Consider the following 25456-nt stretch of genomic DNA (forward strand, 5'->3'; position numbering starts at 1 on the left):
TCACCCCCGCTTCTCGAGGACGACGATCTGGCGCCGGGTCCGCCGGGTCACCGGCTTCTCGGGGTCGGGCAGCGCGCGCAGCTCCCGCACCAGGGGCGCGACCTGCTCGTCGAAGACCGCGTCGTCCACCGCCCACAGGTGGTAGAGCATGCGCTGTTCGAGGCCGGAGGCGATCTGCTCCGGGCTGTGCTCGTGGGTGGCCGCCTCCAATTCGCCGACCTCCACGGCGGTGAAGCCGACCGACTCGGCGAGCGGCACGATCCGCTCGGCGCGGTCGTCGGCCTCCGCGGTGCGGGACTGGATCTCCTCCATGATCCTGCTGACCGGGTGGTCGTCGAAGAGGATCATGCCGGGGACGACGACGTACCGCCCGCCCGGCTCCAGCACCCGGTGCACCTCCGACAGGCCCTTGCGCAGGTCGCCCACGACGTGCGTCACCCACACGCTGTACACCTGCGAGAAGGTCTCCGGGCCGAACGGCAGCGCGGTCAGCGACGCGGCGGCCACCGTGTGGCCGACGCGGCCCACCGCCTTGGTGAGCATGGAGTGCGACAGGTCGATGCCCACGACCGAGTACCCGAGGTCGGTCAGGGCGAGGGCCACCACGCCGGTGCCCATGCCCGCGTCGAGGACCAGCCGGTCCTTCGCGGTGCGCTCGGCGATGGCCGGCGCGATGCGCCGGCCGCGGGCCTCACCTCCACGCGTCTTGTCGTAGAAATCGGCGGCCGGCGAAAAGTTCACAGACGACTGCACTGTCACCCACTCACTCATGGCGGAGAAAGACGCACGGCGGCCCCGTCCGGGCAGGGCTCATTCGTGCCGGACAACTCCCGGAAATGCATTCCGGGTATTTTGTTGCGACGGGATGTCGGGGGCGGCGGTCGTCGCACGTGATGACACGTCGAGGGGGCGCGGATCCCCGGCGTGAATACCGGGCCGGGCCGCCTGCCGACGAACGCGGCGTGATCCGGTTGGCCGTTGAACCATAGTTACCCGGGGGGCTGTCGAGGCAAGCGGACGGGCCGCCTTTGGCGACGATGGTTCGGTGTGGCGCGAAAGCGACGCGTTCTTTTCCGCCGTCGGCGGCGCGCTACCGGCCGGGTCTGGACACCGGTCCGCCGTCCGTGCGGCGCACCGCCACGACGGCGGCCCGCGGCTGGGCCGCGCCCCCGTCCGGCCAGTGCGAGGCGGGCCGCTGCGGGCTCGCGCCGGGCAGTTCCCCCGGATGCTGCACGGAGACGAGCACGAAGTCGGGTCCGATCACCGGACCGCAGCACTCCGCCCCCGTCGGCACCGTGAGGAAGCGCCGCACCCGGCCGCGTTCGGGGCCGCTCAGCGGTACCACGTACAGGCCGTCGTTGCGCCCGCCCCGGCCGCTCGCGTCGGTGGCGATCCAGAGGTTGCCGTGCGCGTCGAAGGCGAGGTTGTCGGGGGAGGAGATCGCGCTGACCCGGCTCTTGTCGAAGCCGGCGTAGTACGTCCCGGGGGACTCGGGGTCGCCGCACACCAGGAGCAGCCGCCAGGTGAAGCGTTCGGCGGTCGGGTCGTCCCCGCGCTCGCACAGCTCCAGGACGTGCCCGTCGCGGTTGCCGGAGCGGGGGTTGGCCTCGTCGGGGCCGGGCAGGCCGGGCGAGCCGCGGTGGTCGTTGTTGGTGAGGGCGGCGTAGACCCGGCGCGTCACCGGGTGCGGCTGCACGTCCTCGGGCCGGTCCATCGGCGTGGCGCCCACCCGGTCGGCGGCGGTCCGGGTGAAGACGTACACCTCGTCCGCGCTCATGCCGGGCACGAAGCTGCGGCGGCCGTGCGCGAGCGGTATCCACCGGCCCGTGCCGTCGTACGCGCCGTCGGCGGGGAGCCCGCCCGACCCGTCTGCCTCCTCCGGCGGGCTGTCCCCGGTGAACCGGGCGACGTAGAGGGTCCCCGAGTCCAGGAGCCGCTTGTTGTGCGCGCGGTCCGACGGGTCGCCGCCGGGGCGCACGCGCCCGTCGGAGACGAACTTGTAGACGTACTCGAACCGCTCGTCGTCCCCCATGTACGCCACGACGCGCCCGTCGGGGGCGACCGAGACGTCGGCCCCCTCGTGCTTGAAGCGGCCCAGCGCCGTGTGCTTGACGGGCACCGAGTCCGGTTCCAGCGGGTCCACCTCCACGATCCACCCGAACCGGTGCGCCTCGTGCGGCTCGCGGGACAGGTCGAAGCGGGCGTCGTGGACCTCCCAGCCGCGCGGGGAGGGCCCTTCGGGGAAGCCGTACCGTCGCAGCCCCTCCCGTACCAGCGGATCCGCCACCCGGTCGGCGTGCGCGAACGGCATGTGGACGTTCTCCTCGCCCGACAGGACCGTGCCCCACGGCGTCGTCCCGCCCGAGCAGTTCGCCATCGTGCCCACCACGCGCGTCCCGTCCGGGTCGGCCGCCGTGCGCAGCAGCGGAGACCCGGCCGCGGGGCCGCGCACCTCGAACGGTGTGCGCAGGGTGATCCGGCGGTTCCACCGGCCGTCCACCCGGGCGCGCAGCCGTCCGTCGCGGCCCCGCTCCACGAGCACCACGGAGAGCCCGTACGCCGCCCACGCCGTCCGCACCTGCGCCTCGGTGGGGGCGGCCGGGTCCCAGTCGGGGAACATCAGCGGTTCGGTGGCGTACTCGTGGTTGGAGACCATCAGCCACCGCCCGCCGCCCCGCAGCGGGACGAGGGCGCAGTAGTCGTTGTTCACCCCGAACTGCCGCGCCTGCGCGGCCTCGGTCTGGTGGTCGAAGTCGAAGGGCGGCGCCCCTGGCAGGACCGGGTCGCCCCACCCGATGAGCACCTCGTGTGTGAACCCCGCCGGGACCGTGACGCGGTCTCCCGCGTCGGGCGGTACCGGTGTGAAGTCCCACCCGCTCGTCTCCCGTGCGCGCGGGTGGAGCCCCGATGCCGGGGTGGAGGTGGCGAGGACGGCCGGCGGCACCAGGGCGAGGGCGCCGCCGCCGAGTAAGGATCTGCGGGAGAGGGCCGCGCGCAGGACGTCGCCGAAGTAGGTATTCCCGGAGGTGTTCGGCGCGTCACGGGCGCACGCGTTCCCGCATTTGTAGGCGCAGGTGTCCGGGGGGTGCGGTGTGGGGCGGTGGGTGGCCAGGAGGGGCAGTTGCCGGGAGGACACGCCGACGTTCCTTCCTCGGGAATCTCTCAGGGTGCCTGAACTCACTTCGTCGTCAGTATGCATGAGCCCCGAGAAGGCGACAATCATGCCTTCTGGATATGCGCCGGATACGCGTGTGACGGGAACTTTCAGAGCGTGTACCAAAGAGGGAACCGGCAAGCGCGTGTGTCCGGAAATTATCGACCGCCCGCGTATTCGGCGGGCGTTGGCCCCCGGCGCGGGGGACGGCCCGGACGGCTCCCGCGGCCGGGGCGGTGGTGTCCGTCGGGGCCAGGACGGCGCGGCGACCACGGGGAACGCGCCACCCCCGCACGATCCGCCCCCGGCCGGCGGGGCGGTCGGCCGGGACCGCCGCGGGGACGGCCGTCAGGGGCGCGCGGCGGGCGCCGGGACGGCGCATGGCCTGTTCGCCTCCCACACCGGGGACCGGCTTCCCGCCGGTCCTCCCGCCCGGCGAGCGCTTCCCCCTCCGGGGCGCGAGCCGACGCGGCCGGCCCCCGCGCGACGCACGGGCCCCCACCGCGCGGGGCGGGAGGGGCCCGCGGCCCGCCGGTCGCCGCCCGCCGCCCGTCGGCGTGGACGCGGTCGACGGGCCGTCAGCCGCCCGGGCGCGTCAGGCGCAAGGCGTCCTGGTCGTGCCGGATCGTGTACCCGCCGTCGGCGTCGGTGAAGTGGCTCCGCACGTACTCCCGCACCTCGGCCCGCGCCGGCGTGCCGCCAGCCGGCGCGCCGGCGGGGACGCTGAGGTGGAAGCCCGCCACGTCCACGGTCTCCTCCAGGTCGGCGCTGCGGAAGCACGCGGGCACGGTGTCCAGGCGCACGTCCCCGACCGGGTCGGGCCCCGCCGCCAGTTCCTCCGCCAACTCCCGCAGGTCGAACCGGCTCCCCGTGAAGTGCCGGACCATGGTCATGCAGGCGTTGTCGGGCTGCTGCATCAGCACGACCAGGGTGCCGCCGGGCGCCAGCCACCCGAGGGCGCGCAGGACCGCCGCCGCCCACTGCGCGCGGGGCACGTAGTAGAGGACGTGGGACAGGAGGGCGAGGTCGGCGGCGACGTCCGGCTCGGCCTCCAGCACGGGTTCGGGCACGATCCGCGCGCCGGGGCACGCCCGCGCCAGGACGCGCCGCATGGGCTCGCTCGGTTCGATGCAGACGGTCCGCTCGAAGGACGGCGCCAGGTGCCGGGTCGTCGTGCCGTCGGCGGCCCCGATGTCCAGGAGCACGCGGCGGGCGGGCAGCGCCCGCACCACCCGGTCGAGGTAGAGGTGGGTCCGGTCCTTCTCGTCGGTCCCGGCGAGGAACCGGCCGAAGGCGTCCCGGTACGCCTCCTGCGCCGTGTGGAGGCCCCCGAGCTGTGCGATGTTCCGCGCTGACACCTGCGCGTCGTCCCTTCCTGCCGGGGTCCGGCGGTGGCGCGACCGCTCCGGCCCACCGGCCCGCTCACTGACGGTCGGTGACACACTGCCACGGCACGGGCCCGCCGACACGGAGGGGACGGGCGCGTACGGAGGCACCCGCGGGGGCGTACGGGAACCCCCCGCACACCACCCCGCCCCCGCGCCCCCCCGCCATCGTCCCCGCCGACCGGCAGCCCGCCGCACCGCCCGGCCGGCCCGAGGGGCGGACGCGTACGGATCACCGCGGCATCGCGAACTCCCGCAGCGGGGCCAGCTCGGCGGCGGTGGCGGGTCGGAGCGTGGACAGGACGTGCCGGGCACCGGCCAGATCGCCGTCCGCGCCCCGGAGGGTCACCGTGTACGCCAGCCCGTCCCGTTCGAGGCGCAGCTCCCGCCGGGCGTCGCCGTCCTCGTACGTCACCAGCAACCGCCCCCCGGCGTCGTCGGAGCAGCGCACCGTACCGCCGTACGGGACGGGGCAGCCGCGCGCGTCGACCCGCCCGGTGTCCGCTCCGGCGCGGGCCACCGCGAGGTGCAGCCCCGGCGACCCGGGCCGCTCGTACGCGACGCCGAACCCGTCCCCGCTCGCACCGAGGACCTGCAGCGCGTGCCCCCGGGGCGCGTCGCCGACGCGCAGCAACTCGCGGTCGACGCGGTGGGCGGTGAGCCAGGCGTCGAGCGTGGGCGGGCGCGAGGCGTCCCACACGGCGTACGCGCCTGCGGCCACGAGGAGGACCGCCGCCCCGAGCGTCGCCGCCCGCGCCCGCGCGCCCGGCAGGAGGGACGCGGCGGCCAGCGCGTAGCAGGCCCCGCCGGCCGCGAAGACGAGCGGGCCCCCGCGTCCGCCGGTGGACAGGTCCGCCGCGACGGCGCCGGCCGCGCCGGCCGTGCCCAGGCCGTACACGACCGCGGCCCACCGCCAGGTGCCGCGCCGCCGGCGGACGAGCGGAACGAGGAGGCGGGCCGTCCTGCCGAGGACCGCCAGCAGGGCCACGGCCGGCGGCACCACGACGACCGGCACCACGGCGAAGACCCCCCACCCCCCGGCGAAGAGGGTGAGCAGCGCCGCCTGGAAGTGCACCGCCGTGAGCACGCAGCCGACGAACCAGACGCCCGTCAGATGGACGGCGGCCGCCCCGGTCGGCGCGGGTGGGAGATGGCGGTCGTCACCGGTCGTCTCACTCATCCGAGCAGGCTAACGGCCGCCTCCGCGCCCGCCGCCGCCACCCCGTCGGAGTCCGCGCGCCCCCACCGGCGACAGGCACCGGCCGTGACCGGCACCCGCCCCGACCGGCGGCCGGCCACCCGCCCCGACGCGGCCCGCCCCTCCCCGTCGTCGGTCAGGCGGGGGACCCCCAGGCCGTCGCGAGTCCCTCCAGCCAGGCGGGCGGCAGTTCGGCCGCGTCCCACTCCTCCCGCAGTGCGGACGGCGCCGCGCCGAGGCGTTCCAGGACGGCGACGCTGGTGGGGGAGTGGATGAGCGAGTAGCGGCCGTGGACCGCGACGGAACTGCCGGGCCCGTACGTCGCGTACAGCTTCTCCAGGCGCCGGTGGTGCTCGGCGGCGAACTCCGTCAGGGACCCCGCGTACCCGGCCCGCTGCCGGGAGCCCATGGTGCCGAGGACGGCGGTGAGCACCTGGTCGGTCACCTCGGGGTCGAGGTCGGAGGGGGCGGTGAACGAGAGGTACAGGGGGACGACCGCCACCTTCGCCCGCTCCACCTCCATCCGTCCGACGGGCGGCCGGGCGTCCTGCGCGACAGCCGAGGTGTCGCGGGCGACGGCGTCCCGCAGGGCCCGCTCGGCGAGGTCGCCGAGGCGGTCGGCGGCGGCGCGCGCCCCGTCGAGCCAGCCCGACTCGTACAACGCGCCCTTCTCCGCCGGCGCGTCCCGCGCGACGCCCGCCACCTCGTCGCCCGCGAGGGAGAGGGCGCCGGCCTCGACCAGCCCCACCAGCTCCTCCGCGTCGCCGGCGTAGACCCCGGCGCGGCCGAGGAGCTGGACGAGGGTCCTCTTGGCGTTGAGGACGCTGGCCGCGTCGAGCTGCTGCCGTCGTTCTCCGGCGGCGTTCATGGGGTCCTCCTCATCGCGTGGGCGGCGCGGCCGCGCGTGCACGGAACGCTCTCTCCGCGAGTACAACGGTCGGTGGTCGCGCGGAGATCCCCACCGGGGCGGCGCGCGCACGGCCTCCCGGCGGCGCCCCCGGGTCCGCCGCCCCACCGGGCACCGGAACGACGGGGAGGACCGGGAAGACCGGGACGACCGGAAGTGATCAGAAAGGGAGAAGCGCGGGCCACCCGACCGCACCTACCCTGGCCCCCGTGGGCATCACCCGTCACCCGAAACTCTCCTCTCGCACGACGACCCGGCCACCGTCCCGGTCTTTCTACCCCGGCGCCGCCGCCCGCGGGGGACACGGCGGGGCCGGGCACGGCGGGGCGCCCACCGCTCGCAGGGATCAGGACCGACCCGCGGGGCGCCCGGGGAAGACGGCGGGCCGGCTCCGCACACCGAGGGAGACACCATGAGCAGGGCCACGAGCAGGGCCACGGCGACGGACGCCCGCCAGGACGCGCCGCACGCCGCCGACCGCCACGCCACGATCCGTGTGCACGGGGCGCGTGTGAACAACCTCAGGGACGTCAGCATCGAGATCCCGAAGAGACGGCTGACCGTCTTCACCGGCGTCTCCGGCTCCGGCAAGAGCTCCCTCGTCTTCGACACGATCGCCGCGGAGTCCCAGCGGCTCATCAACGAGACCTACAGCGCCTTCGTCCAGGGCTTCATGCCGACGCCGGCGCGGCCCGAGGTGGACGTGCTCGACGGACTGACCACCGTGATCAGCGTCGACCAGCAGCGCATGGGCGCCGACCCCCGGTCCACCGTCGGCACCGCCACCGACGCCAACGCGATGCTGCGCATCCTCTTCAGCCGCCTCGGCGAACCGCACATCGGCCCGCCCAGCGCGTACGCCTTCAACGTCCCCTCGGTCCGGGCGAGCGGCGCGATCACCGTGGAGCGCGGCGCCAGGAAGGCGGTGAAGGCCACCTTCGAGCGCACCGGCGGCATGTGCACGCGCTGCGAGGGCCGCGGCGCGGTCTCCGACATCGACCTCACCCAGCTGTACGACGACTCCAAGTCGATCGCCGAGGGCGCGTTCACCATCCCCGGCTGGAAGTCCGACAACGTGTGGACCGTCGGCGTCTACGCCGAGTCGGGCTTCCTCGACCCGCACAAGCCGATCCGGGAGTACACGGAGAGGGAGATGCGGGACTTCCTCCACCGGGAACCGACCAAGGTCAAGGTCAACGGCGTCAACCTCACCTACGAGGGGCTGATCCCCAAGATCCACAAGTCGTTCCTGTCGAAGGACAAGGAGGCGATGCAGCCGCACATCCGGGCGTTCGTGGAGCGGGCCGTCACCTTCACCACCTGCCCCGAGTGCGACGGCACCCGGCTCAGCGAGGGCGCCCGCGCGTCGAAGGTCGCCGGCATCAGCATCGCCGACGCCTGCGCGATGGAGATCCGGGACCTCGCCGACTGGGTCCGCGGCCTGGGCGGGTCCTCCCCCGACTCGCCGAGCGGCGGGTACGCCTCGGTGGCGCCGCTCCTCACCAAGCTGGGCCACACCCTCGACTCGTTCGTGGAGATCGGACTGGGATACCTGTCGCTCGACCGCCCGGCGGGCACCCTCTCGGGCGGCGAGGCGCAGCGGGTGAAGATGGTCCGCCACCTGGGCTCCTCCCTCACCGACGTCACGTACGTCTTCGACGAGCCGACCATCGGCCTGCACCCGCACGACATCCAGCGGATGAACGAGCTGCTGCTGCGACTGCGCGACAAGGGGAACACCGTGCTCGTCGTCGAGCACAAGCCGGAGGTCATCGCCATCGCCGACCACGTCGTCGACCTCGGCCCCGGGGCGGGCACCGCCGGCGGCACGGTCTGCTTCCAGGGCAGCGTCCAGGAACTGCGGACCTCCGGCAGCGTCACCGGGCGCCACTACGACGACCGGGCCGGACTGAAGGAGAAGGTGCGCCGGCCCACCGGCACCCTGGAGATCCGCGGCGCGAACACGCACAACCTGCGCGACGTCGACGTCGACGTCCCCCTCGGCGTGCTGTGCGTCGTCACGGGGGTGGCCGGCTCCGGCAAGAGCTCCCTCCTGCACGGCTCACTCCCCGCCGGCGCGGGCGCGGTGGTCGTCGACCAGAGCCCCATCCGCGGCTCGCGGCGGAGCAACCCGGCCACGTACACCGGGCTGCTCGACCCGATCCGCAAGGCGTTCGCCAAGGCCAACGGCGTGAAGCCGGCCCTGTTCAGCGCCAACTCCGAGGGCGCCTGCCCGACCTGCAACGGCGCCGGCGTCCTCTACACCGACCTGGCCATGATGGCCGGCGTGGCCACCCCCTGCGAGGACTGCGAGGGCCGCCGCTTCCAGGCGTCGGTGCTGGAGTACCGGCTCGGCGGCCGCGACATCAGCGAGGTCCTGGCGATGTCGGTGACGGAGGCGGAGGAGTTCTTCGGCTCCGGCGCGGCGGCCACCCCCGCGGCCCACCGGATCCTCGACCGCCTCGCCGACGTCGGCCTCGGCTACCTCACCCTGGGCCAGCCGCTCACCACGCTCTCCGGCGGCGAGCGGCAGCGGCTCAAGCTGGCGACGCACATGGCCGACAAGGGCGGCGTGTACGTCCTCGACGAACCGACCGCCGGCCTGCACCTCGCCGACGTGGCCCAGCTGCTGGGACTGCTCGACCGGCTCGTCGAGGCGGGCAAGTCGGTCGTCGTCGTCGAGCACCACCAGGCGGTCATGGCACACGCCGACTGGATCATCGACCTCGGGCCGGGCGCCGGCCACGACGGGGGCCGGATCGTCTTCGAGGGCAGCCCGGCCGAACTGGTCGCCGCCCGCTCGACCCTCACCGGTGAGCACCTCGCGGCGTACGTCGGCCGCTGACCGCCGGGGCGGACGCCGCCCTGAGCGGGGACATGATCCGGCCGCCCGTGTCGGTGCCGCCGACACGGGCGGCACCGGCAGGCGCATGCTGGGAGGTGGCGCACGGCTCCGCGACCGTACCCACGGGCCGTCCCGCGACCGACCACGTACGGACGACGAAGGTGGATCCTGTGCAGTTCGGCATCTTCACGGTGGGCGACGTGACGCCCGACCCGACCTCGGGGCGGACGCCCACCGAGCACGAGCGGATCAAGGCGATGGTGACCATCGCGCTGAAGGCGGAGGAGGTCGGGCTGGACGTCTTCGCGACGGGTGAGCACCACAACCCGCCGTTCGTGCCCTCCTCGCCCACCACGATGCTCGGGTACGTCGCCGCGCGCACCGAGCGCGTCATCCTGTCGACGTCGACCACCCTGATCACGACCAACGACCCGGTGAAGATCGCCGAGGACTACGCGATGCTCCAGCACCTGGCCGACGGGCGCGTCGATCTCATGCTGGGCCGCGGCAACACCGCCCCGGTCTACCCCTGGTTCGGGCAGGACATCACCCAGGGCATCCCCCTCGCAGTCGAGAACTACGCGCTGCTGCGCAGACTCTGGCGGGAGGACGCCGTCGACTGGGAGGGCCGCTTCCGCACGCCGCTCCAGGGCTTCACCTCCACCCCGCGCCCGCTGGACGGGGTGCCGCCCTTCGTCTGGCACGGCTCCATCCGCTCACCCGAGATCGCCGAGCAGGCCGCGTACTACGGGGACGGCTTCTTCCACAACAACATCTTCTGGCCCCAGGAGCACACGAGGAGGATGGTCGACCTGTACCGGCAGCGGTTCGCGCACCACGGCCACGGCACGCCCGAGCAGGCCGTCGTCGGCCTCGGCGGCCAGGTCTTCATGCGGCACGACTCGCAGGCCGCGGTACGCGAGTTCCGGCCGTACTTCGACAACGCGCCCGTCTACGGGCACGGCCCGTCCCTGGAGGAGTTCACCCGGCAGACGCCGCTGACCGTCGGTTCCCCCCAGCAGGTCATCGAGCGGACCCTCGGCTTCCGCGAGGCCGTGGGGGACTACCAGCGCCAGCTCTTCCTGATGGACCACGCCGGCCTGCCGCTGAAGACCGTGCTGGAGCAGCTGGACCTCCTCGGCGAGGAGGTCGTGCCGGTGCTGCGCAAGGAGTTCGCGGTCGGCAGGCCGGCCGACGTCCCGGCCGCGCCGACCCACGCCGCCCGGGCCGCCCGCGCCCGCGAGGAGCGGCGCTGAGCCCCCACGGTGCGGACGGCTCGGACGGCCCGTGTGCGCCCGGGGCGGCCCGCGCGTCGGCGCGCTCAGCCACGCGTCCGGCGTCGCGGTTCGCCGGCAGACGGGCTCCGGGCCTCCCCGAACGGTTCTGGTGCGGTCGCGGTACCCCGCGGTGGTGCCTCGGGGGAGGCGCGCCGTACCTCCGCCCCCTCCGCCGCGTCCGATCAGGAGGCCGGGTGAGCGGTGGGGGTCGCCCTGTGCAGCGACAGGGCGAAGGCGCAGCTGGTGAGGGTGAGGACGACGATCGGCGGGGGCGGCAGCAGGAGGACGGATATCGCCAGGACGGCCACGGAGGCCGTCAGGGCGATCCATCCGAAGGCGGTGCGCTGCCGCACGAGGGCGGGCGCGTGCCGGAGGGCCGCGAGGATCAGCAGGCCGCAGGTGACGCTGAAGAGGGCCATGGCGACGCTCATGCCGTGGAAGAGGTCCAGGACCGCGCGCTCCAGCCCCAGCAGGGTGAACGTGGACTCCCGCATCGCCGTGTCGGTCTCACTCTGCCGCGGGGTCCGGGCGGCCGACGCGGCGACGGCGGAGAGGGTGAGGTGGCCGACGCCCAGGAGGACGAGGCCGTAGGCGCCGGCGGTGAAGGGCCGGACCGGGTCCGTCCGGTGGAGGGGGCGGGTGGTGGCTGCGGTGTTCACGGTCGCTCCTTGACGTCGGTACGAATGGTGGCGGGAGTGGCGGGAGTGGCGGCCGGGACGGCCGCGGGAGCGGCGGCGCCGGGAGGGGGCTGCCAGGCGAGGACCGTGTCCAGCGCCCGCAGCGTCAGCCTCCGCGGCACGGCCCGTACGGCGAGGTCCCGGAGGGAAGCGGCCAGCGGGTGGGAGAGCCGCGCGAGTTCGCCCATGCGTCGGGAGCGGCGGCTGATCCGGGTCGTCCGGCGGTGTCTGGCCTCCGTGTAGGCGGCGAGCGCGGCCGGCACGTCGGCGGGGGGTGCGAGGAGGTGCGCCACGACGACCGCGTCCTCGATGGCCTGGCAGCCGCCCTGGCCCAGGTTGGGCGTCATCGCGTGGGCGGCGTCGCCGAGCAGGGCCACCCGGCCGGCGTGGAACCGGGGCAGGGGCGAGGCCAGCTCGTGGAAGTCGTGGTGGAGTACGCCGACCGGGTCCGGACCCTGCCGGCTCAGCCGGTCCAGCAGGGCGGGTATCGGGTCGTGCCACGCGCCGAAGCGTCGGGTCAGCTCCGCGTGGTGGTCCGTCGGCCGCACGCCGGGGGCGGTGACGGCGGTGGCGTAGACGTAGATCCGGCCGTCGGCGAGCGGGACGACGCCGAACCGCTCGCCCCGACCCCACGTCTCGACGGCCTGCGGGGTGGGCAGGCCGCTGCCGGGCAGCACCGCTCGCCACCCCGCCTCACCGGAGTGACGCAGTCCGCGGTGGCGGGGGAAGAGTTGCCGGCGGAGCGAGCTGCGCAGGCCGTCGGCGGCCAGGAGGGCGTCGGCCCGCAGGTCGCCCGCCGACGTGCGCACGACCACGGCGTCCCCCGCGTCGGTCACGCCGTCCACGGACACGCCGAGGCGGATGGAGCCGGCCGGCAGGGCCGCGGCGAGGGTGTCGATCAGCCGGCCGCGGTGCACGGCGCGCGCGGAAAGCCCGTAACGGGAGGTCATCGCGCCGCCGTCGGCTCGGCTCAGCCACCTGCCGTCCGGTGTGCGGATCCCGATCTGCCCGGGGGGTGCGCCACCGGCCCACACCTCGGCGCCGAAGCCGATCGAATCCAGGGCGCGCAGCGCGTTGGGGGCGAGCACGATGCCGGCGCCGCCGCCCGTGACGGCGCCGGCCCGTTCGCACACGGTCACCCGCCATCCGCGGCGGCTCAGGGCCACCGCCGCGGTCAACCCCCCGATGCCACCACCGGCCACGACGGCATGACGAACTCCCATGGCGACTGCCTCCCCACCCCACACCTTCGCCTCTACAGCTGTAGAGGCCGATGCGGCGCACTCTACACCTGTAGAGTGCGGGGTGTGTCCCTCCCCGACCGTCGAGCCCTGATCGCCGACGCCGCCATCAGCACCGTGGCCACCGCCGGGCTGCGCGGCCTGACCCACCGCGCGGTCGACACCGCCGCGGGCCTGCCGGCCGGCAGCACGTCGTACTACTTCCGCACGCGGAGCGCGCTGATCAGCGCCTGCTACCTCCGACTGGCCGAACTCACCGTCGCCGACGTCGACCGCTGGGAGGCGGACCACGGCCGAGGCCTGACCCCTGCCCCCGCCGCGGGCACGGACCACGTACGCCCGGAGGGCCGGGTCCACGCGGACCTGGACTCCGCCGCCGTAGCCCTGGCCGCGCTGCTGCACCACTGGCTGACGGCGGCGCGTGAGCGCCAACTCGCCCGCTTCGAACTGAGTCTGGAGGCGACCCGCCGGCCGGAGCTGCGTGCCGACCTGCGCACCGCCGGCCTCGCCGCCCGGTCCCGGGCCGCCGATCTGCTGGCGGCGCTCGGCGCTCCCCGGCCGGGACCGGCGGCGGACCTGCTCGTCGCCTGGACCGACGGCCTGCTGTACGACCGGCTCGCCGGCGCGCCGGCCGCGACCCGCTCGCTGCCGGACGTGGCCGAGCTGACCCCGGTCGTCCGGCGGATGCTCACCGCCGCGCTCTCCGCCTGACCGAGGACCGGGCCCGCAGGGCGTCACGGGCGGCGAGTGGCCGCCGGGCCCTGCGGAAACGCGCCAGGGCCCGCCCCCGTCAAGGGGCGGGCCCGCACGCGCGTTCGTACCGCGAAAGGTGCCGTGCGGTCAGCAGACCGCGGGCATGCGGTCCCAGCGCTGCTCGTCGGCCAGAGCGCCGCCACCCGGGCGCATGCCGGCCGTGTCGTCGTTCCAGCCGGTGACGACCGTGGCCTGTGCCGGGCCGGCGACGAGGGAGCCGACCGTCGGAGCGCCCGCGAGCGCGGCGGCGGGGAAGCCCTTCACGTGTGTGCGGTCCACGGGGCGCCTCACCACTGGCAGAGCGTGTCGCCGTGCAGGGGGACGCCCGTGTTGCGGCTGGTGAACGACTCGTAGCTCTTCCAGCCGCACACCTCGACGGCGAAGAGGTCACCCCTCGTCCTGATGTAGTGCTTGCCCTGGAGGTCGATCCCCTTTCGGTCGGTGGCGGCCACGATGTTGATGTCCAGCCACACGCGGTCGCCGGTGTTGTGGACCGTGCCCAGGCGGAACGAGTCGAACTTGCCCTTGTTGCCGCTGCACGCCGCCCGGCCGTTGCCGCTGGTTGTGGTGAGCAGGCAGTAGTCGGCGATGTAGTTGGTGGTCAGCGTGTCGATCCGGATGTTGTACGAGCCTGCCGCCTGCGCCGTGGGCGCGGTGGCGGTCACGAGTCCGAGGGTCGCCGCGAGGGCGGTGCCCGCCGTGAGCATCTTCCTGCCGACGCTTGTCTTCATGGTGGTTCGGTCCTTCGTGTGAGGGGGCGGGCGGGGCGCGGCGGGTGCCGGCGACCGGTCTCCTGAGCCGTCGCGGCCTCCCGGCACGCGGCGCGCGGCGCCTGCGGGACGAGGTCCGACGAATCGGCTGGTGAACGGCTTACGCGGCCACGCTGGATTCGCTCCCGGGCCGTGACGTGCCTCTCCGTGCACCGGATGGCTCCTTCCGCGCACCGGAGTGACCGGGAGGGACAGCAGCGGGCCGACGGCACCGACGCGGTCCGGGACAAAGGGAAGACGAGGGGACGAGGACGGGCGTGGCGCCCCCACCGTGTGCACGAGACGGATACCGCCGAGGGATCGGCTGGACTACTGGCGTGACGCGATAGGCCGGACGTACCAGGAGCTGACCTCCGTCCGGCTGGACATCTCCACTCCGACGGACGACCCCTACGAGGGCGCCATCCACGTCGGTCCGGTCGGCCCCCTGGGCATCGCCACGGCGCACGGCGACCCGCTGCGCGTCCACAACCCCTGCCGCCGGCCCCGGGGTCGGGCGCCGACCACCTCAACTTCTGCCTCCAGGACAGCGGCAGCCTGGTGATCGAGCAGAACCGCGAGACCACCGTCCTGACACCCGGGACGCTCACCCTCTTCGACCCGCTCCGCCCGTACCGGGTCACCTACCCCGAGCCCTTCCGGATGCACGTCTTCCGGGTGCCCCGGCGGCTGCTGACCGTGCGCCCGGCGGACCTGGCCCGCATGACGGCGGTACCGGTGGCTCCCGACTCGGACGCGGCGGCCCTGGTCATCCCCTTCCTGACGGGACTGGCCGCGCGCAAGGGGCGGCTCGCCCGGCACACAGTCGACCAACTGGCGCGCAACGCCGCCGACCTGCTCGCCACGCTGATCGCCGAGCGCCTGGACGGCCAAGCCCCGGAGACCGGCGGCGACGCCGCGGCGACCGCGCTACGGGTGCGGCTCCGGGCCTACGTCGACCGGCACCTCACCGATCCGGACCTCTCGCCGCAGAGGATCGCCGACGCACACCACATCTCGGTGCGCTACCTGCACCGGCTGTTCGAGCACGAGGGCACCACCGTGAGCCGGTGGATCCTCCGGCGCCGCCTCCAGGCGGCCCGCTCCGACCTCGGCCGCGGGGGCCGGACCGGACCGACGGTCACCGCCGTGGCCCAGCGCTGGGGCTTCACCAGCGCCTCCCACTTCAGCCGGGCCTTCCGGGCCGCCTACGGTGTGCCGGCCAGCGAGTGGCGGGCCGACCGATCGGCGCACCCGCCCGACTGACTGGCGCACCGCTCGACTGACCGGCCTCGGACGGCTCCGGAGGGGAGCGAACCGTCCGAGGCGGGCGCGGGCGACGCGCCGCCCCGGGGCCGTCGAGCGCGCGCCGCCGTTCCCCGGCGGCCCCGGGGCCGCCGGGGAACGCGGCCTTCCCGCCGCGCCCCCGACGGTCAGGCCCCTCGCGATGGCGCCCGGGGCCCTCTCCCGGTGGCGTCCCCGCCTCCCGTACAGTGGGGCCGGGCCGTGACTGGCGCTTGGGTGGAGTACCACCGGGGAGCGGCCCGGCGGGACACCGCCACCTGCCGCGCGCCTGGGCGATCAGCACACACGTCCTGTCGTCGCCCAGGAGGAACCATGTCCACGACCGCCAGTGCCCGCCTCATGGACGGCAGCGGCCTCGCCCGCCGTCTCGTCGAGGAGACCGCCGCCCGCGCCGCCGAGCTGACCCGCCGCACCGGCACCCCGCCGTGCCTGGCCACCGTCCTCGTCGGCGCGGACCCCGCTTCCGTCACGTACGTGAAGATGAAGCGCGCCCGGTGCGAGAAGGCCGGCATCCGCTCGCGCCATGTCGAACTGCCCGCCGCGACCACGACGGAGGAGCTGGTCGCCGCCGTGCGGTCGCTCTCGCAGGACCCGGAGGTGGACGGCATCCTGCTCCAGCACCCGGCGGGCCCGCACATCGACGAGCGCGCCGCCTTCGAGGCGATCGCCCCGGAGAAGGACGTCGACGGTGTCACCACCAGCTCCTTCGCGTCCATGAGCTTCGGCCTGCCGGGCTTCGTCTCGTGCACGCCGGGCGGCATCATGCGGCTGCTCGACGCGTACGGGGTCGACCCGGCCGGCAAGCGGGCCGTCGTCGTCGGCCGCAGCGCCATCCTCGGCAAGCCCGCCGGGATGCTGCTGCTGGCCCGCGACGCGACCGTCACCTACTGCCACTCCCGCACGTCCGCGGCCGACCTGTCGGCCGTGCTGCGGGAGGCCGACATCGTCGTCGCCGCGGTCGGCCGGGCCCGGTTCATCACCGGCGAGGACATCAAGCCCGGCGCCGTCGTGGTCGACGCGGGCTACAACGAGGGCAACGTCGGCGACGTCGACTTCGCGTCCGCCGCCGAGCGCGCCGCCCTGATCACGCCCGTGCCGGGTGGCGTGGGCCCCATGACGATCGCCACCCTGCTGGCGCAGACCGTCGACGCGGCGGAGCGCCTGCGCGGCACGACGACCGCCTGAAGTCGGCGCCCCGACGCGCCGGATGCCCCGACGGGCCGCGCCGGCCCGGTCGGGAGCGCCCGCCCGCGCCGGGGCGGCCCCGGCCACCCGGGGCACGCCGGCGGTGACGGGGGCGGGGCCGGGGGCGGCCACCGCTCACCCCAGGTCGTCCCCCTCCAGCAGCCCGGCCAGGACCGCCCCCGGATCGTGGCCGGCCGGACCTGCGGGCGTCCAACGGCCGTCCTCCCGGCGGTAGGGCCACCAGCGTCCGTCGCGCCCCAGGCGCAGTTGCGCGCCCGCCTCCGGCACCTCCCACCGTCCGCCGCCGAGCGCCCGCAGGGCGGGCCGCCCGCCCGCGCCGCCCGCGCGGTCGCTCCCGGCAGCACCGTCCCCGGCAGGGCCTTCCCAGGCCCGCGCCAGCAGCGCCTCGGCGCGGGCCAGCGCGTCCGGGGCCGGCGGGTGCTCCCCCTCCAGTACGGCGAGGCCCGGCGCGCCGCCGAGCCGCCACGCCCGTACCGCCGCCGCCATGTCCGCCGCGTCCCGTCCCGTGCCCTCCGCGAGTCGCGCCACCACGCCGGGCGCGGCCGCCGCGGTCGTGGCGGCGAGCCGCACGGCGTCCCGGCGCACGTCCGGCGGCCCGTCGTCCACCGGGCCCGCCGGTACCGCGCCCAGCGCCTCGGCGAGCATCCGCCGCGCCCGTACCGCCGCGTCCGCGGCCAGCACCTCCAGCGCCGCCGCGTCCACCACGTCCCCGGCCGCCTCGCCCGCAGCGCTCGTACGGCCCGGCCCCTCCGTACCGCCCGGGCCGTCCTCGCCCGTGGCGAGGGACGGCGGCTCACCGGCGTCCTCCGGTACGGGCGGCGGGCCGGGCAGCGCGGGCAGGATGCCGCCCATCGCGAACGCCTCGTCCGCCCGGACGCCCGTCGACTCCCCGGCTCCGGCGCCCGCCCCTGCGGGGGCGCCCGCCGGCGAGGTGCCGCCCGCCGTCAGCTCCGCGAGCAGCCGCCGCTCACCACGCCCCCGGACCAGCAGCAGCACGAACGGGTCCCGGTCGAGGAACCGCGCCACCTGGTAGCAGAGCGCCGCCGTGTGCGGGCAGTGGTCCCAGGCTCCGCAGCCGCACTCCGCCTCCAACTCCCCGGTGCCCGGCAGCAGGTCGACGCCGGCCGCCGCCGCGTCCTCCACGAGGTGCGGCGGCACGTCCCGGTCGAGCAGCGCGGCGACGTGGCCGGCGCGGGCCGCCGCCGTGACCGCGAACCGCTGCCAGTCCCCGTCCGGCAGCCGCGGGACGAGGACGTCGGCACGGTGGGCGGTGCCGTCGCGGTCCGTGACCACCGCGGTGATCCGGCCGGGTCGGACGGTGACGGCACCGACCGCCCCGGCGCGCGCCCGCACCCGGCCCTGCCGCAACTGCCGGCCGTCGAGCGCGGAGTCCTCCAGGGCCCGCAGCCAGGCCAGGCCCCACCAGGTCTCCGCGAATCCCCGCCCGCGCGCGGGCGGCAGCGCCGCGTACGTCGCCTCGTCCTCGTGCTCGGTACCGCTCATCGCCCACGCCCCCCGTCCGTCCCGTGCGCCTCACGCGCCTCGTCCAGTCCACCGGTCGTGCCGGTCCCACCGGTTACACCGATCCCACTGGTCCCGCCGACCGTGCCGGTTCCGCCGGCCCTGCCGGCTGCATCGACCATGCCGGCCCTGTCGGTGCCGCCGGCGTCGTCAGTCCCGCCGGTGGCGCCGGGCCCCGGGGCGCCGCGGACCGTGTCGGATCCGCCACCGCCACCGCCACCGCCGCCGGGGCCGCGCAGCTCGACCAGCTCCGCCAGTTCGGCGTCCGTCAGCTCGGTGAGCGCCGCCTCGCCGGCGCCGCCCAGGACGGAGTCCGCCAGCCGCCGCTTGCGGGCCAGCATGTCCGCGATGCGGTCCTCGACCGTGCCCTCCGCGATCAGCCGGTGCACCTGGACCGGCTGGGTCTGCCCGATCCGGTACGCCCGGTCGGTGGCCTGCGCCTCGACGGCCGGGTTCCACCACCGGTCGTAGTGCACGACGTGCCCGGCACGGGTGAGGTTCAGCCCCGTCCCCGCCGCCTTCAGCGACAGCAGGAACACCGGCACCGCGCCGTCCTGGAAGCGGCGGACCATCTCCTCGCGGCGGGCGACCGGGGTACCGCCGTGCAGGAGTTGGGCCGGTACGCCCCGGGCCGCCAGGTGTTCCTCGAGCAGCCGGGCCATCCGGACGTACTGGGTGAAGACCAGCACGCTCCCGTCCTCCGCCAGGATCGTGTCGAGGAGTTCGTCGAGCAGCTCCAGCTTCCCCGAGCGGCCGGTGAGCCTCGGGCCGCCCTCCTCCTTGAGGTACTGCGCCGGGTGGTTGCAGATCTGCTTGAGCGCGGTCAGCAGGGTGACGACGAGGCCGCGCCGCTCCATGCCGTCCGCGGCGGCGATCGCTGCGAGCGTCTCGCGGACCACCGCCTCGTACAGCGCGGCCTGTTCCGTCGTCAGCGCCACCGCCCGGTCCGTCTCCGTCTTGGGCGGCAGCTCCGGGGCGATCCCGGGGTCCGTCTTGCGGCGGCGCAGCAGGAACGGCCGGACCAGCCGGGCGAGGCGTTCGGCGGCCCCGGGGTCGGCGCCGCCCTCGACGGCCCGGGCGTACCGGCCGCGGAACGTGCCGAGCCGGCCGAGCAGCCCGGGCGTCGTCCAGTCGAGGATGGCCCACAGCTCGGACAGGTTGTTCTCCACCGGCGTGCCGGTGAGCGCCACCCGCGCGCGGGCGCCGACGGTCCGCAGCTGCCGGGCGGTCGCGGAGTACGGGTTCTTGACGTGCTGGGCCTCGTCGGCGACGACCATGCCCCAGTCCACGCCGGCCAGACGCCGGGCGTCCAGTCGCATCGTGCCGTACGTGGTGAGGACGAACGAGCTGTCGGCCACGCCCTCCAGGTCGCGGCCCGGTCCGTGGTACCTGCGCACGGGCGTGCCGGGGGCGAACCGCTCGATCTCCCGCTGCCAGTTGCCCATGAGGGAAGTGGGGCAGACGACGAGCGTCGGGCCGGCCGCGGCGGGGTCGGTCTGCCGGTGCAGGTGCAGCGCGATGAGCGTGACCGTCTTGCCCAGCCCCATGTCGTCGGCGAGGCAGGCGCCGAGGCCGAGGGACGTCATGCGGTGCAGCCAGTTCAGCCCGCGCAGCTGGTAGTCGCGCAGCGTCGCGGCGAGCGCGGCGGGCTGCCCGACCTCCTGGTGGCCGCCCTCCGGGTCGGCGAGCCGGTCGCGCAGCTCCCGCAGCCAGCCGGACGCCTCGACGCCGACCCGGCGGCCGTCCACCTCCGTCGTGCCGGTCAGCACCGCTCCGAGCGCCTCCACCGGCGTGACCTTGCGGTCCTGCCGCTGCCGGGCGCGGCGTACCTCCTCCGGGTCGACCAGGACCCACTGGTCGCGCAGCCGGACCAGGGGGCGGCCCGCCTCCGCGAGCCGGTCCAGCTCGGCGCGGCCGATCTGCCGGTCGCCGAGGGCGAAGCGCCAGTCGAAGGAGAGCAGGGCGTCGGCGGAGAGGAACGAGGGCAGCTCGACGGCGCGTCCGTGCGGGCGGCCTTCGCCGTCCTCGCCCGACGGTGGCCCGACCACGGCGCGAGCGGTCAGCGTCCGTGCCAGGCTCCGGGGCCAGTGCACCTCCACGCCGTGGTGCGCGAGCGCCCGGCCGGCGGAGCCCAGGAGTTCGGCGACCTCCTCGTCGGCGAGCTCCAGGGCGTCGGGCACGGTGGCCGACAGGAGCGGCGACAGGGCGGGCCAGACCCGGGCGGCACGGCGCAGCGCGAGCAGCGCGTCCCGGCGGGCCGAGGCGCCGAACGCCGCACCGGCGGCACCCGACCAGACGTCGGCGGCGTCCGCGACGAGCGCGGTCTCGGCGACGCCGTGCAGCTGCGGTACCGCACGGAACGCCGGCCGCCCCGCGCCGTCTTCGGCGACGGCGTGGCCCTCTTCGGCCACGGTCCGGCCGTGCGCGGGGTCCGCGGGCCTTCCGCCGGGGCCGGTGCCGACGGCGGCCGTGCCGTCCGCGTCGCCGAGACCGGTGACCTCGATCCGCAGGGAGAGCCGCACCCCGGCGTCGTGCCCGGCCGCCACCTCGGCGGCCCAGCCGCGCAGGCCGGGTACGTACCGCGGTTCCCGCGCCGCGTACGGCGCGCCGCCCGCGGCGAGCGGCGCGGCGGGCGTGCGCGGCAGCGTGTCGGCAACCGCGTCGAGGAAGGCGCGCAGCAGCGCCTCCGGTTCGGGGAGCAGGACCGCCCCGTCGGCGTCCCTCCCGGCGGGCACCGCGTGGGCGGCGGGCGGCGCCGACGCGGCGAGCGTCCGCAGCCGGTCCAGGTCGTCGGCGGGGAGCGGACCGGCCCGCCACGCGTCGTACCCGGCGGGGCTCACGCCCGGCAGTAGCCGCCCGCGCGCGGCGACGCGCAGGGCGAGCAGGGCGGCGGCGCCCCAGAAGGCGCAGGACGGCGACGGTTCGGCGACCGTTCCCGCACCGACCGCCGCGAGCAGGGGCACGGCTTCCGCGACGGTCAGGCAGCGGGCGGGGACGGGGCGGGGGAGGGCGTCGTCGTCGACGACGGTGAGCTCCTCCACGGCGCCGCGCGCCGACGGTACGGGCGGCGGCCCGCCGTCGGGGGCCCGGAAGGCGAGACGACCGGTGCGGGCGGGGTCGCCCGGGAGGAAGAGGGTGGAGCAGCGGGCCAGGTCGATGAGTGCGGGGTCCACATGCACGGTGCTGACGTAGTCCTCAAATTTGACTAGCTCAGATCGGAAGGGCCGAACATACAGGAAGGCGCGGCCGGAGGGCGAGGTTCCGAAGGTGAGGTGCGTCACGCGCCTGCGGAACGTGTCGCGGCCCGTGCCGCGGCCGAGGGGGAGGGGCCGACCGGAACGGGAGCGTCACCGTCGGTCGGGGCGGTGGCCGCCGGGGCGGGGCGGCCCCGCCGGTCGGGGGAGGGTCGCCCCGCACGCGGGGAGGGGCCACCCCCTGTCCGACCGGGTGCTGCCCCCATGGTCGGGCGCCGCACGCCGGCCCTACGTTCGAGGGGCGACGCCACCGGTACTCACCGCCGTTCGCCCGCCCGCCCGTCCACCCCCGCGCCGCCCCCTCGGCGGACGGAACCCCGCGCCGACTCCTCGGCAGACAAACCGGAGACCGCCATGCCGCAAGCCACCGCCGCCCCACCGGAGCCCGCCCCGTCCCCGGCCGCGCCGCGACCTGTCCGGGGTCCGGCGCGCCGGGGCGGCAGCGAGTTCAGCCCCCTGCTCCGCACCGTGCGGGAACAGGGGCTGTTGGAGCGGCGGACCGGCTGGTACGCCCTCGGTATCGCCGCAAACCTCGCCGGTCTCGCCGCGGTCGGCGCCGCCCTCGCCGTCTTCGGGGGCTCGGCCTGGAGCCTGCTGCTCGCCGTCCCGCTGGCCGTGCTCTCCGCGCGTACCGCGTTCGTCGCCCACGACGCCGGCCACGCCCAGATCACCGCACGCCGCCGTACCGACCACCTCCTCCAGCTCCTCCACGCCAACCTCCTCCTCGGCATGAGCCAGGAGTGGTGGAACGACAAGCACAACCGCCACCACGCGCACCCCAACCACGTCGACAAGGACCCCGACGTCGCCCCGGACGTGCTGGTCTTCGACCGCCAGCAGGCGGCGGGCCGCACCGGACCGCGCGCCTGGCTGACGCGGCACCAGGCGTGGCTGTTCTTCCCCCTCACCACCTTGGAGGGCATCGCGCTCAAGGTGTACGGGTTCCAGGCGCTGTTCTCGGCGGACGGCCCGCGCCGCACGCGCGGTGAGCGCGCCGTCGAGGGCGGCCTCCTCCTCGCCCACGTCGCGGGGTACACGGCCCTGCTCCTCGCCACGATGCCCCCCGGCCGGGCGCTGCTCTTCGCGCTGCTCCACCAGATGCTGCTGGGCCTGCACCTGGGACTCGCGTTCGCACCCAACCACAAGGGCATGGCGGTACCCGGCGACGACGAGCGCTGGGGCCATCTGCGCCGGCAGGTCCTGACCTCGCGGAACATCCGGGGGAGCGCCCTGACCGACTGGCTGCTGGGCGGCCTCAACTACCAGATCGAGCACCACCTGTTCCCCAGCATGCCCAGGCCCCATCTGCGGCTCGCCCAGCCGCTGGTACGGGCCCACTGCCGGAGCCTGGGCATCCCGTACGCGGAGACCGGCGCGTTCGACTCCTACCGCCAGGCGCTGGGCCACCTGCACGCCGTCGGCGAGCCCCTGCGCGAAGCCTGACGGCGACGGACCGCCGCCCCGCGTCGCTCCGCGTACCTCCGGGGCGCGTCGGCGGCGTGCGGTCGATCAGCCGGGACGGACCGCCATGGCGTCGAGCCCGGCGAGGAGCCCCGGCAACCGCGGCCCCCGGCCCACCGGCAGGACCTCCCCCGGGTACGCGTCGAGCAGGACGAACGCGATGTCGTCGGTCCGCGCTATCAGCGACCATCCGGGCCCGTCGGCCCGCAGCGTCCGCGCGCCGCCGGGAGCGAACGTCGACCGTATCCGCCCGGGCGGCGGCGGGTCCTCCAGGTAGCCGCGCACCTCGTCCAGGACCCGCCGTACGGCCGCGTACGGTCCCCCGTCGCCGTCGCCGTACGCGCCCCCGACACCGGGCCGCACCGTACCGGCACCGGGCCCCTCCGCACCGGCGGCCCCCGCCGTTCCGGCGGCCCGTGCCTTTCCGGTGGATCCGTCCACCGGGGCGGGCACGTCCGTCGGGGCGAAGTCGTCCGCGCCCAGTCGCTCGCGCCAGGCCGCCCACTGCAGGGCGATCTCGTCGGCGCCGAGCCGCCGCTGCGCCGGGCCCCAGGTCGAGTCGTCGGGCGGGGCGAGCGGCGACGGGTCGCCGGGTTCCGGCCGCGGGTCGTGCGGCGCGGGGAGCCCCGGGGCGGAGACGGCGAGGCTGAGCGGCCAGCCCGGCAGCGCCGCCACGACGCTGTCCTCACCCGGCGACAGGTCGTACTCCATGCCGCAGTCCCAGGCGGCGATCGCGACGGCGACGAGCGACACGTCGTCCACGGCGACCGTCCAACGCGCCCCCTCGCCGTCCTGCCCCAGCACCAGCCCGTAGCCCTCGGCGTACGGCTCGAGCCCCAGGGCGCGGCACGCCTGCGGGTAGTCGTCGCCGAGGACGCTCGGGAACTGCGCCGGGGTGAGCAGTACGGCGGTCAGCACGTACAGGGGGTCGTCGGCGCCGTCCGCCGCAGCGGCGGCCCCCTCCGCGAGTCCCATCGAGGCGCGTGCGCCCGCGTCCTCGTCCGTCGTCCCGGCCACGGCGGCCTCCGTCCTGCAGGTAGCGGCCCGGTAGCGATCCCGCGTCCCGTCGGGAGGGCCCGGTCGGCGCACCTTAACCAGTGAGTAACCCGGCCGTCGAGAGGCAGGGAGCGAGACGTACGGCGCACGCCGCCGGCGCGGGAGCGGGACGGCGGGCGGCGGGCACGGCCGGGCGCGTGCGGGCGCGGACCGGCGTACCGGCGGGGCCCGGGCGCCGCCGGGCACGGCCCGCGCGGGGCTCAGGGTGCCGGCGTCGGCAGGCCGAGGAGGGTGCGGGTCACCGTCTCGGGCGACTCGTCCCGCTCCCGGGCGAGGGCTATGACCGCGCGGCAGGCCAGCTCGCCGACTCCGAACGACAGGGCCTCGGGCGACACCCAGCCGCTCGCCTCGTCCATGGCCTCCTCGTCGTCCTCGGCGCACGCCGCCACGTACACGGCGGCCGCCTCGAAGATGTTGTGCCGGCGCTTGCGCGTCGCACCCGTACCGCCGGTACCGCCGGACCCGCCCGTACCGTCCGACCCGCCCGTGCCGCCGGGCGCCGGCGCGCCCCGCCTCCCGGCCCGCGCGGCCGGCGGGAGGAGCGTACGCAGCCTGCTGAACATGGGGCCCACCTTTCCGCGCGGCGGCGCCGCCGTCGGCCGCGCCCGTCCGCGCACCTCCAACCTAAGCTCGCGGCCGCCGCCGCAGAAGAGGGCCGTGCGCCCGGTACGACGAGGTCAGTCCGTCCGCTCGGCCAGCACCAGGAAGCGCGCGTCCACGTCGACGTAGCGGAGCGTCCGCCAGCCGGAAGCGGCGAGCAGGGGGCGCAGGTTCGGCTCCGCGCGCACGTCGTCCGGGGTGAGCGGCCGTCCGTGGCGCGCGGCCAGCGCGGCCCGGCCGACCGGGTGGAACAGCGCGAGCCGTCCGCCGGGCCGCACCGCCCGCGCCAGCTCCCGCAGGTCCTCGGCGGGCCGGGCCAGGTGCGAGACGAGACCGGCGCCGAACACCGCGTCCAGGGACCCGTCCCGAAGCGGAAGCCGGCCCACGTCCCCGAGGAGCAGCGCGGCGCTGCCGTCCCGGCCCGCCCGCACCGCCTCGCGCAGCATCGCGGACGTCAGGTCCAGGCCGAGTACCGCACCCGAGGGCCCGACGGCCGCCCGCAGCGCCGGCAGTGCGCGACCGGTCCCGCAGCCGGCGTCCAGCACCGCGTCACCCGGGCGCAGGCCGAGGTCGGCGACCGCCTCCCCGTAGGCCGGGCCGTCGTCCGGGAAGCGGCGTTCCCAGTCGGCCGCCCGGGGGGTGAAGAACTCCTGCACCTGCCTGTGGTCGTCGTCCATGCGCCCATGGTCCCGTACCGGTGGCGCAGCCGAATCCGTACCCCACACCACGGCCGCGTGGGGCGTTTCGCGTCTCTGTCCGAACGGATTCGGTCGTACGTGAGCGCGGGCCCGTCATGTTCCGTCAGCTTCGCTCCGTGCGCCGGGAGCGCGCCCCCGCCGCACTACGGTCACCGACCCAGGGAACCAC

At 75.9% G+C, this 25456-nt stretch carries 21 protein-coding genes and 1 riboswitch; of the genes, 7 read left to right on the plus strand and 14 right to left on the minus strand.

Annotation, left to right across the window (positions count from 1 at the left end; genetic code table 11):
- The 5 genes from LPA54_RS00165 to LPA54_RS00185 form a co-directional block, all read right to left on the minus strand.
- Positions 1-741, minus strand: coding sequence for a class I SAM-dependent methyltransferase (locus tag LPA54_RS00165; RefSeq protein WP_228972967.1), 741 nt, complete (start codon positions 739-741; stop codon positions 1-3).
- Between the two features lie 349 nt (positions 742-1090).
- Positions 1091-3136 carry a PhoX family phosphatase gene (locus LPA54_RS00170; RefSeq protein ID WP_228972968.1) on the minus strand — a complete coding sequence of 682 codons (2046 nt, stop codon included), beginning with the start codon at positions 3134-3136 and terminating at the stop codon, positions 1091-1093.
- 596 nt (positions 3137-3732) lie between these two features.
- A complete protein-coding gene (locus LPA54_RS00175) occupies positions 3733-4512 on the minus strand; it encodes a methyltransferase domain-containing protein (RefSeq protein WP_228972969.1) in 780 nt (259 codons plus the stop codon).
- A 259-nt stretch (positions 4513-4771) separates the two neighbouring features.
- Entirely contained in the window at positions 4772-5719 is a 948-nt protein-coding gene (locus tag LPA54_RS00180) for a hypothetical protein (RefSeq protein ID WP_228972970.1), read from the minus strand.
- Between the two features lie 154 nt (positions 5720-5873).
- Positions 5874-6605 (minus strand): hypothetical protein, encoded by a 732-nt coding sequence (locus LPA54_RS00185; RefSeq protein WP_228972971.1) that lies wholly within the window; start codon positions 6603-6605, stop codon positions 5874-5876.
- Between the two features lie 451 nt (positions 6606-7056).
- Here LPA54_RS00185 and LPA54_RS00190 point away from each other — a divergent pair, with 451 nt between their 5' ends.
- Both LPA54_RS00190 and LPA54_RS00195 read left to right on the plus strand, forming a co-directional pair.
- Complete coding sequence (locus LPA54_RS00190) at positions 7057-9489, plus strand: excinuclease ABC subunit UvrA (protein ID WP_228972972.1); 2433 nt, start codon at positions 7057-7059, stop codon at positions 9487-9489.
- Between the two features lie 170 nt (positions 9490-9659).
- The gene (locus LPA54_RS00195) at positions 9660-10745 is read left to right on the plus strand and encodes an LLM class flavin-dependent oxidoreductase (protein WP_228972973.1); all 1086 of its coding nucleotides are present in this window, start codon (positions 9660-9662) and stop codon (positions 10743-10745) included.
- A 203-nt stretch (positions 10746-10948) separates the two neighbouring features.
- Here the strand turns inward: LPA54_RS00195 and LPA54_RS00200 are convergent, their stop codons facing one another.
- The gene (locus LPA54_RS00200; protein WP_228972974.1) at positions 10949-11425 is read right to left on the minus strand and encodes a hypothetical protein; all 477 of its coding nucleotides are present in this window, start codon (positions 11423-11425) and stop codon (positions 10949-10951) included.
- A complete protein-coding gene (locus LPA54_RS00205; RefSeq protein WP_228972975.1) occupies positions 11422-12666 on the minus strand; it encodes an FAD-dependent monooxygenase in 1245 nt (414 codons plus the stop codon). Before LPA54_RS00205 ends, LPA54_RS00200 begins: the two co-directional genes overlap by 4 nt.
- Before the next feature lie 84 nt (positions 12667-12750).
- On the opposite strand from LPA54_RS00205, the gene LPA54_RS00210 reads away from it, so the two are divergent.
- On the plus strand, positions 12751-13395 hold the full coding sequence (locus tag LPA54_RS00210; RefSeq protein ID WP_228972976.1) for a TetR/AcrR family transcriptional regulator: 645 nt from the start codon (positions 12751-12753) through the stop codon (positions 13393-13395).
- 129 nt (positions 13396-13524) lie between these two features.
- Here the strand turns inward: LPA54_RS00210 and LPA54_RS00215 are convergent, their stop codons facing one another.
- Both LPA54_RS00215 and LPA54_RS00220 read right to left on the minus strand, forming a co-directional pair.
- A complete protein-coding gene (locus LPA54_RS00215) occupies positions 13525-13716 on the minus strand; it encodes a hypothetical protein (protein WP_228972977.1) in 192 nt (63 codons plus the stop codon).
- Positions 13717-13724: 8 nt separating this feature from the next.
- Positions 13725-14168, minus strand: a complete 444-nt coding sequence (locus tag LPA54_RS00220; protein WP_228972978.1) for a hypothetical protein — start codon at positions 14166-14168, stop codon at positions 13725-13727.
- 310 nt (positions 14169-14478) lie between these two features.
- Here LPA54_RS00220 and LPA54_RS00225 point away from each other — a divergent pair, with 310 nt between their 5' ends.
- From LPA54_RS00225 to LPA54_RS00235, 3 genes are all read left to right on the plus strand, one after another.
- A complete protein-coding gene (locus LPA54_RS00225) occupies positions 14479-14751 on the plus strand; it encodes a hypothetical protein (RefSeq protein WP_228972979.1) in 273 nt (90 codons plus the stop codon).
- Positions 14748-15452, plus strand: a complete 705-nt coding sequence (locus LPA54_RS00230) for a helix-turn-helix domain-containing protein (RefSeq protein ID WP_368857856.1) — start codon at positions 14748-14750, stop codon at positions 15450-15452. Before LPA54_RS00225 ends, LPA54_RS00230 begins: the two co-directional genes overlap by 4 nt.
- A gap of 230 nt (positions 15453-15682) precedes the next feature.
- A riboswitch (ZMP/ZTP riboswitch) is annotated at positions 15683-15772 on the plus strand.
- Between the two features lie 31 nt (positions 15773-15803).
- Positions 15804-16676 carry a bifunctional 5,10-methylenetetrahydrofolate dehydrogenase/5,10-methenyltetrahydrofolate cyclohydrolase gene (locus tag LPA54_RS00235; protein WP_228972980.1) on the plus strand — a complete coding sequence of 291 codons (873 nt, stop codon included), beginning with the start codon at positions 15804-15806 and terminating at the stop codon, positions 16674-16676.
- A 135-nt stretch (positions 16677-16811) separates the two neighbouring features.
- On the opposite strand, the gene LPA54_RS00240 is transcribed toward LPA54_RS00235, so the two are convergent.
- Positions 16812-18200 carry an SWF or SNF family helicase gene (locus tag LPA54_RS00240; protein WP_228972981.1) on the minus strand — a complete coding sequence of 463 codons (1389 nt, stop codon included), beginning with the start codon at positions 18198-18200 and terminating at the stop codon, positions 16812-16814.
- Entirely contained in the window at positions 18197-21397 is a 3201-nt protein-coding gene (locus LPA54_RS00245; RefSeq protein ID WP_228972982.1) for a DEAD/DEAH box helicase, read from the minus strand. The genes LPA54_RS00240 and LPA54_RS00245 overlap by 4 nt, the downstream gene beginning before the upstream one ends.
- 429 nt (positions 21398-21826) lie before the next feature.
- Between LPA54_RS00245 and LPA54_RS00255 the strand changes: the two genes are divergently transcribed.
- Positions 21827-22915, plus strand: coding sequence for an acyl-CoA desaturase (locus LPA54_RS00255; RefSeq protein WP_228972983.1), 1089 nt, complete (start codon positions 21827-21829; stop codon positions 22913-22915).
- 66 nt (positions 22916-22981) lie between these two features.
- On the opposite strand, the gene LPA54_RS00260 is transcribed toward LPA54_RS00255, so the two are convergent.
- The 3 genes from LPA54_RS00260 to LPA54_RS00270 all read right to left on the minus strand — a co-directional run bounded on the left by LPA54_RS00260 (position 22982) and on the right by LPA54_RS00270 (position 25266).
- On the minus strand, positions 22982-23908 hold the full coding sequence (locus LPA54_RS00260) for a hypothetical protein (protein WP_228973244.1): 927 nt from the start codon (positions 23906-23908) through the stop codon (positions 22982-22984).
- Positions 23909-24189: 281 nt separating this feature from the next.
- Complete coding sequence (locus LPA54_RS00265) at positions 24190-24552, minus strand: hypothetical protein (RefSeq protein WP_228972984.1); 363 nt, start codon at positions 24550-24552, stop codon at positions 24190-24192.
- Between the two features lie 114 nt (positions 24553-24666).
- The gene (locus tag LPA54_RS00270) at positions 24667-25266 is read right to left on the minus strand and encodes a class I SAM-dependent methyltransferase (protein ID WP_228972985.1); all 600 of its coding nucleotides are present in this window, start codon (positions 25264-25266) and stop codon (positions 24667-24669) included.
- Positions 25267-25456 lie beyond the last annotated feature (190 nt).

The sequence above is a fragment of the Streptomyces sp. DH12 genome, from assembly GCF_020873895.1.
In the GTDB taxonomy this organism is placed as follows: domain Bacteria; phylum Actinomycetota; class Actinomycetes; order Streptomycetales; family Streptomycetaceae; genus Streptomyces.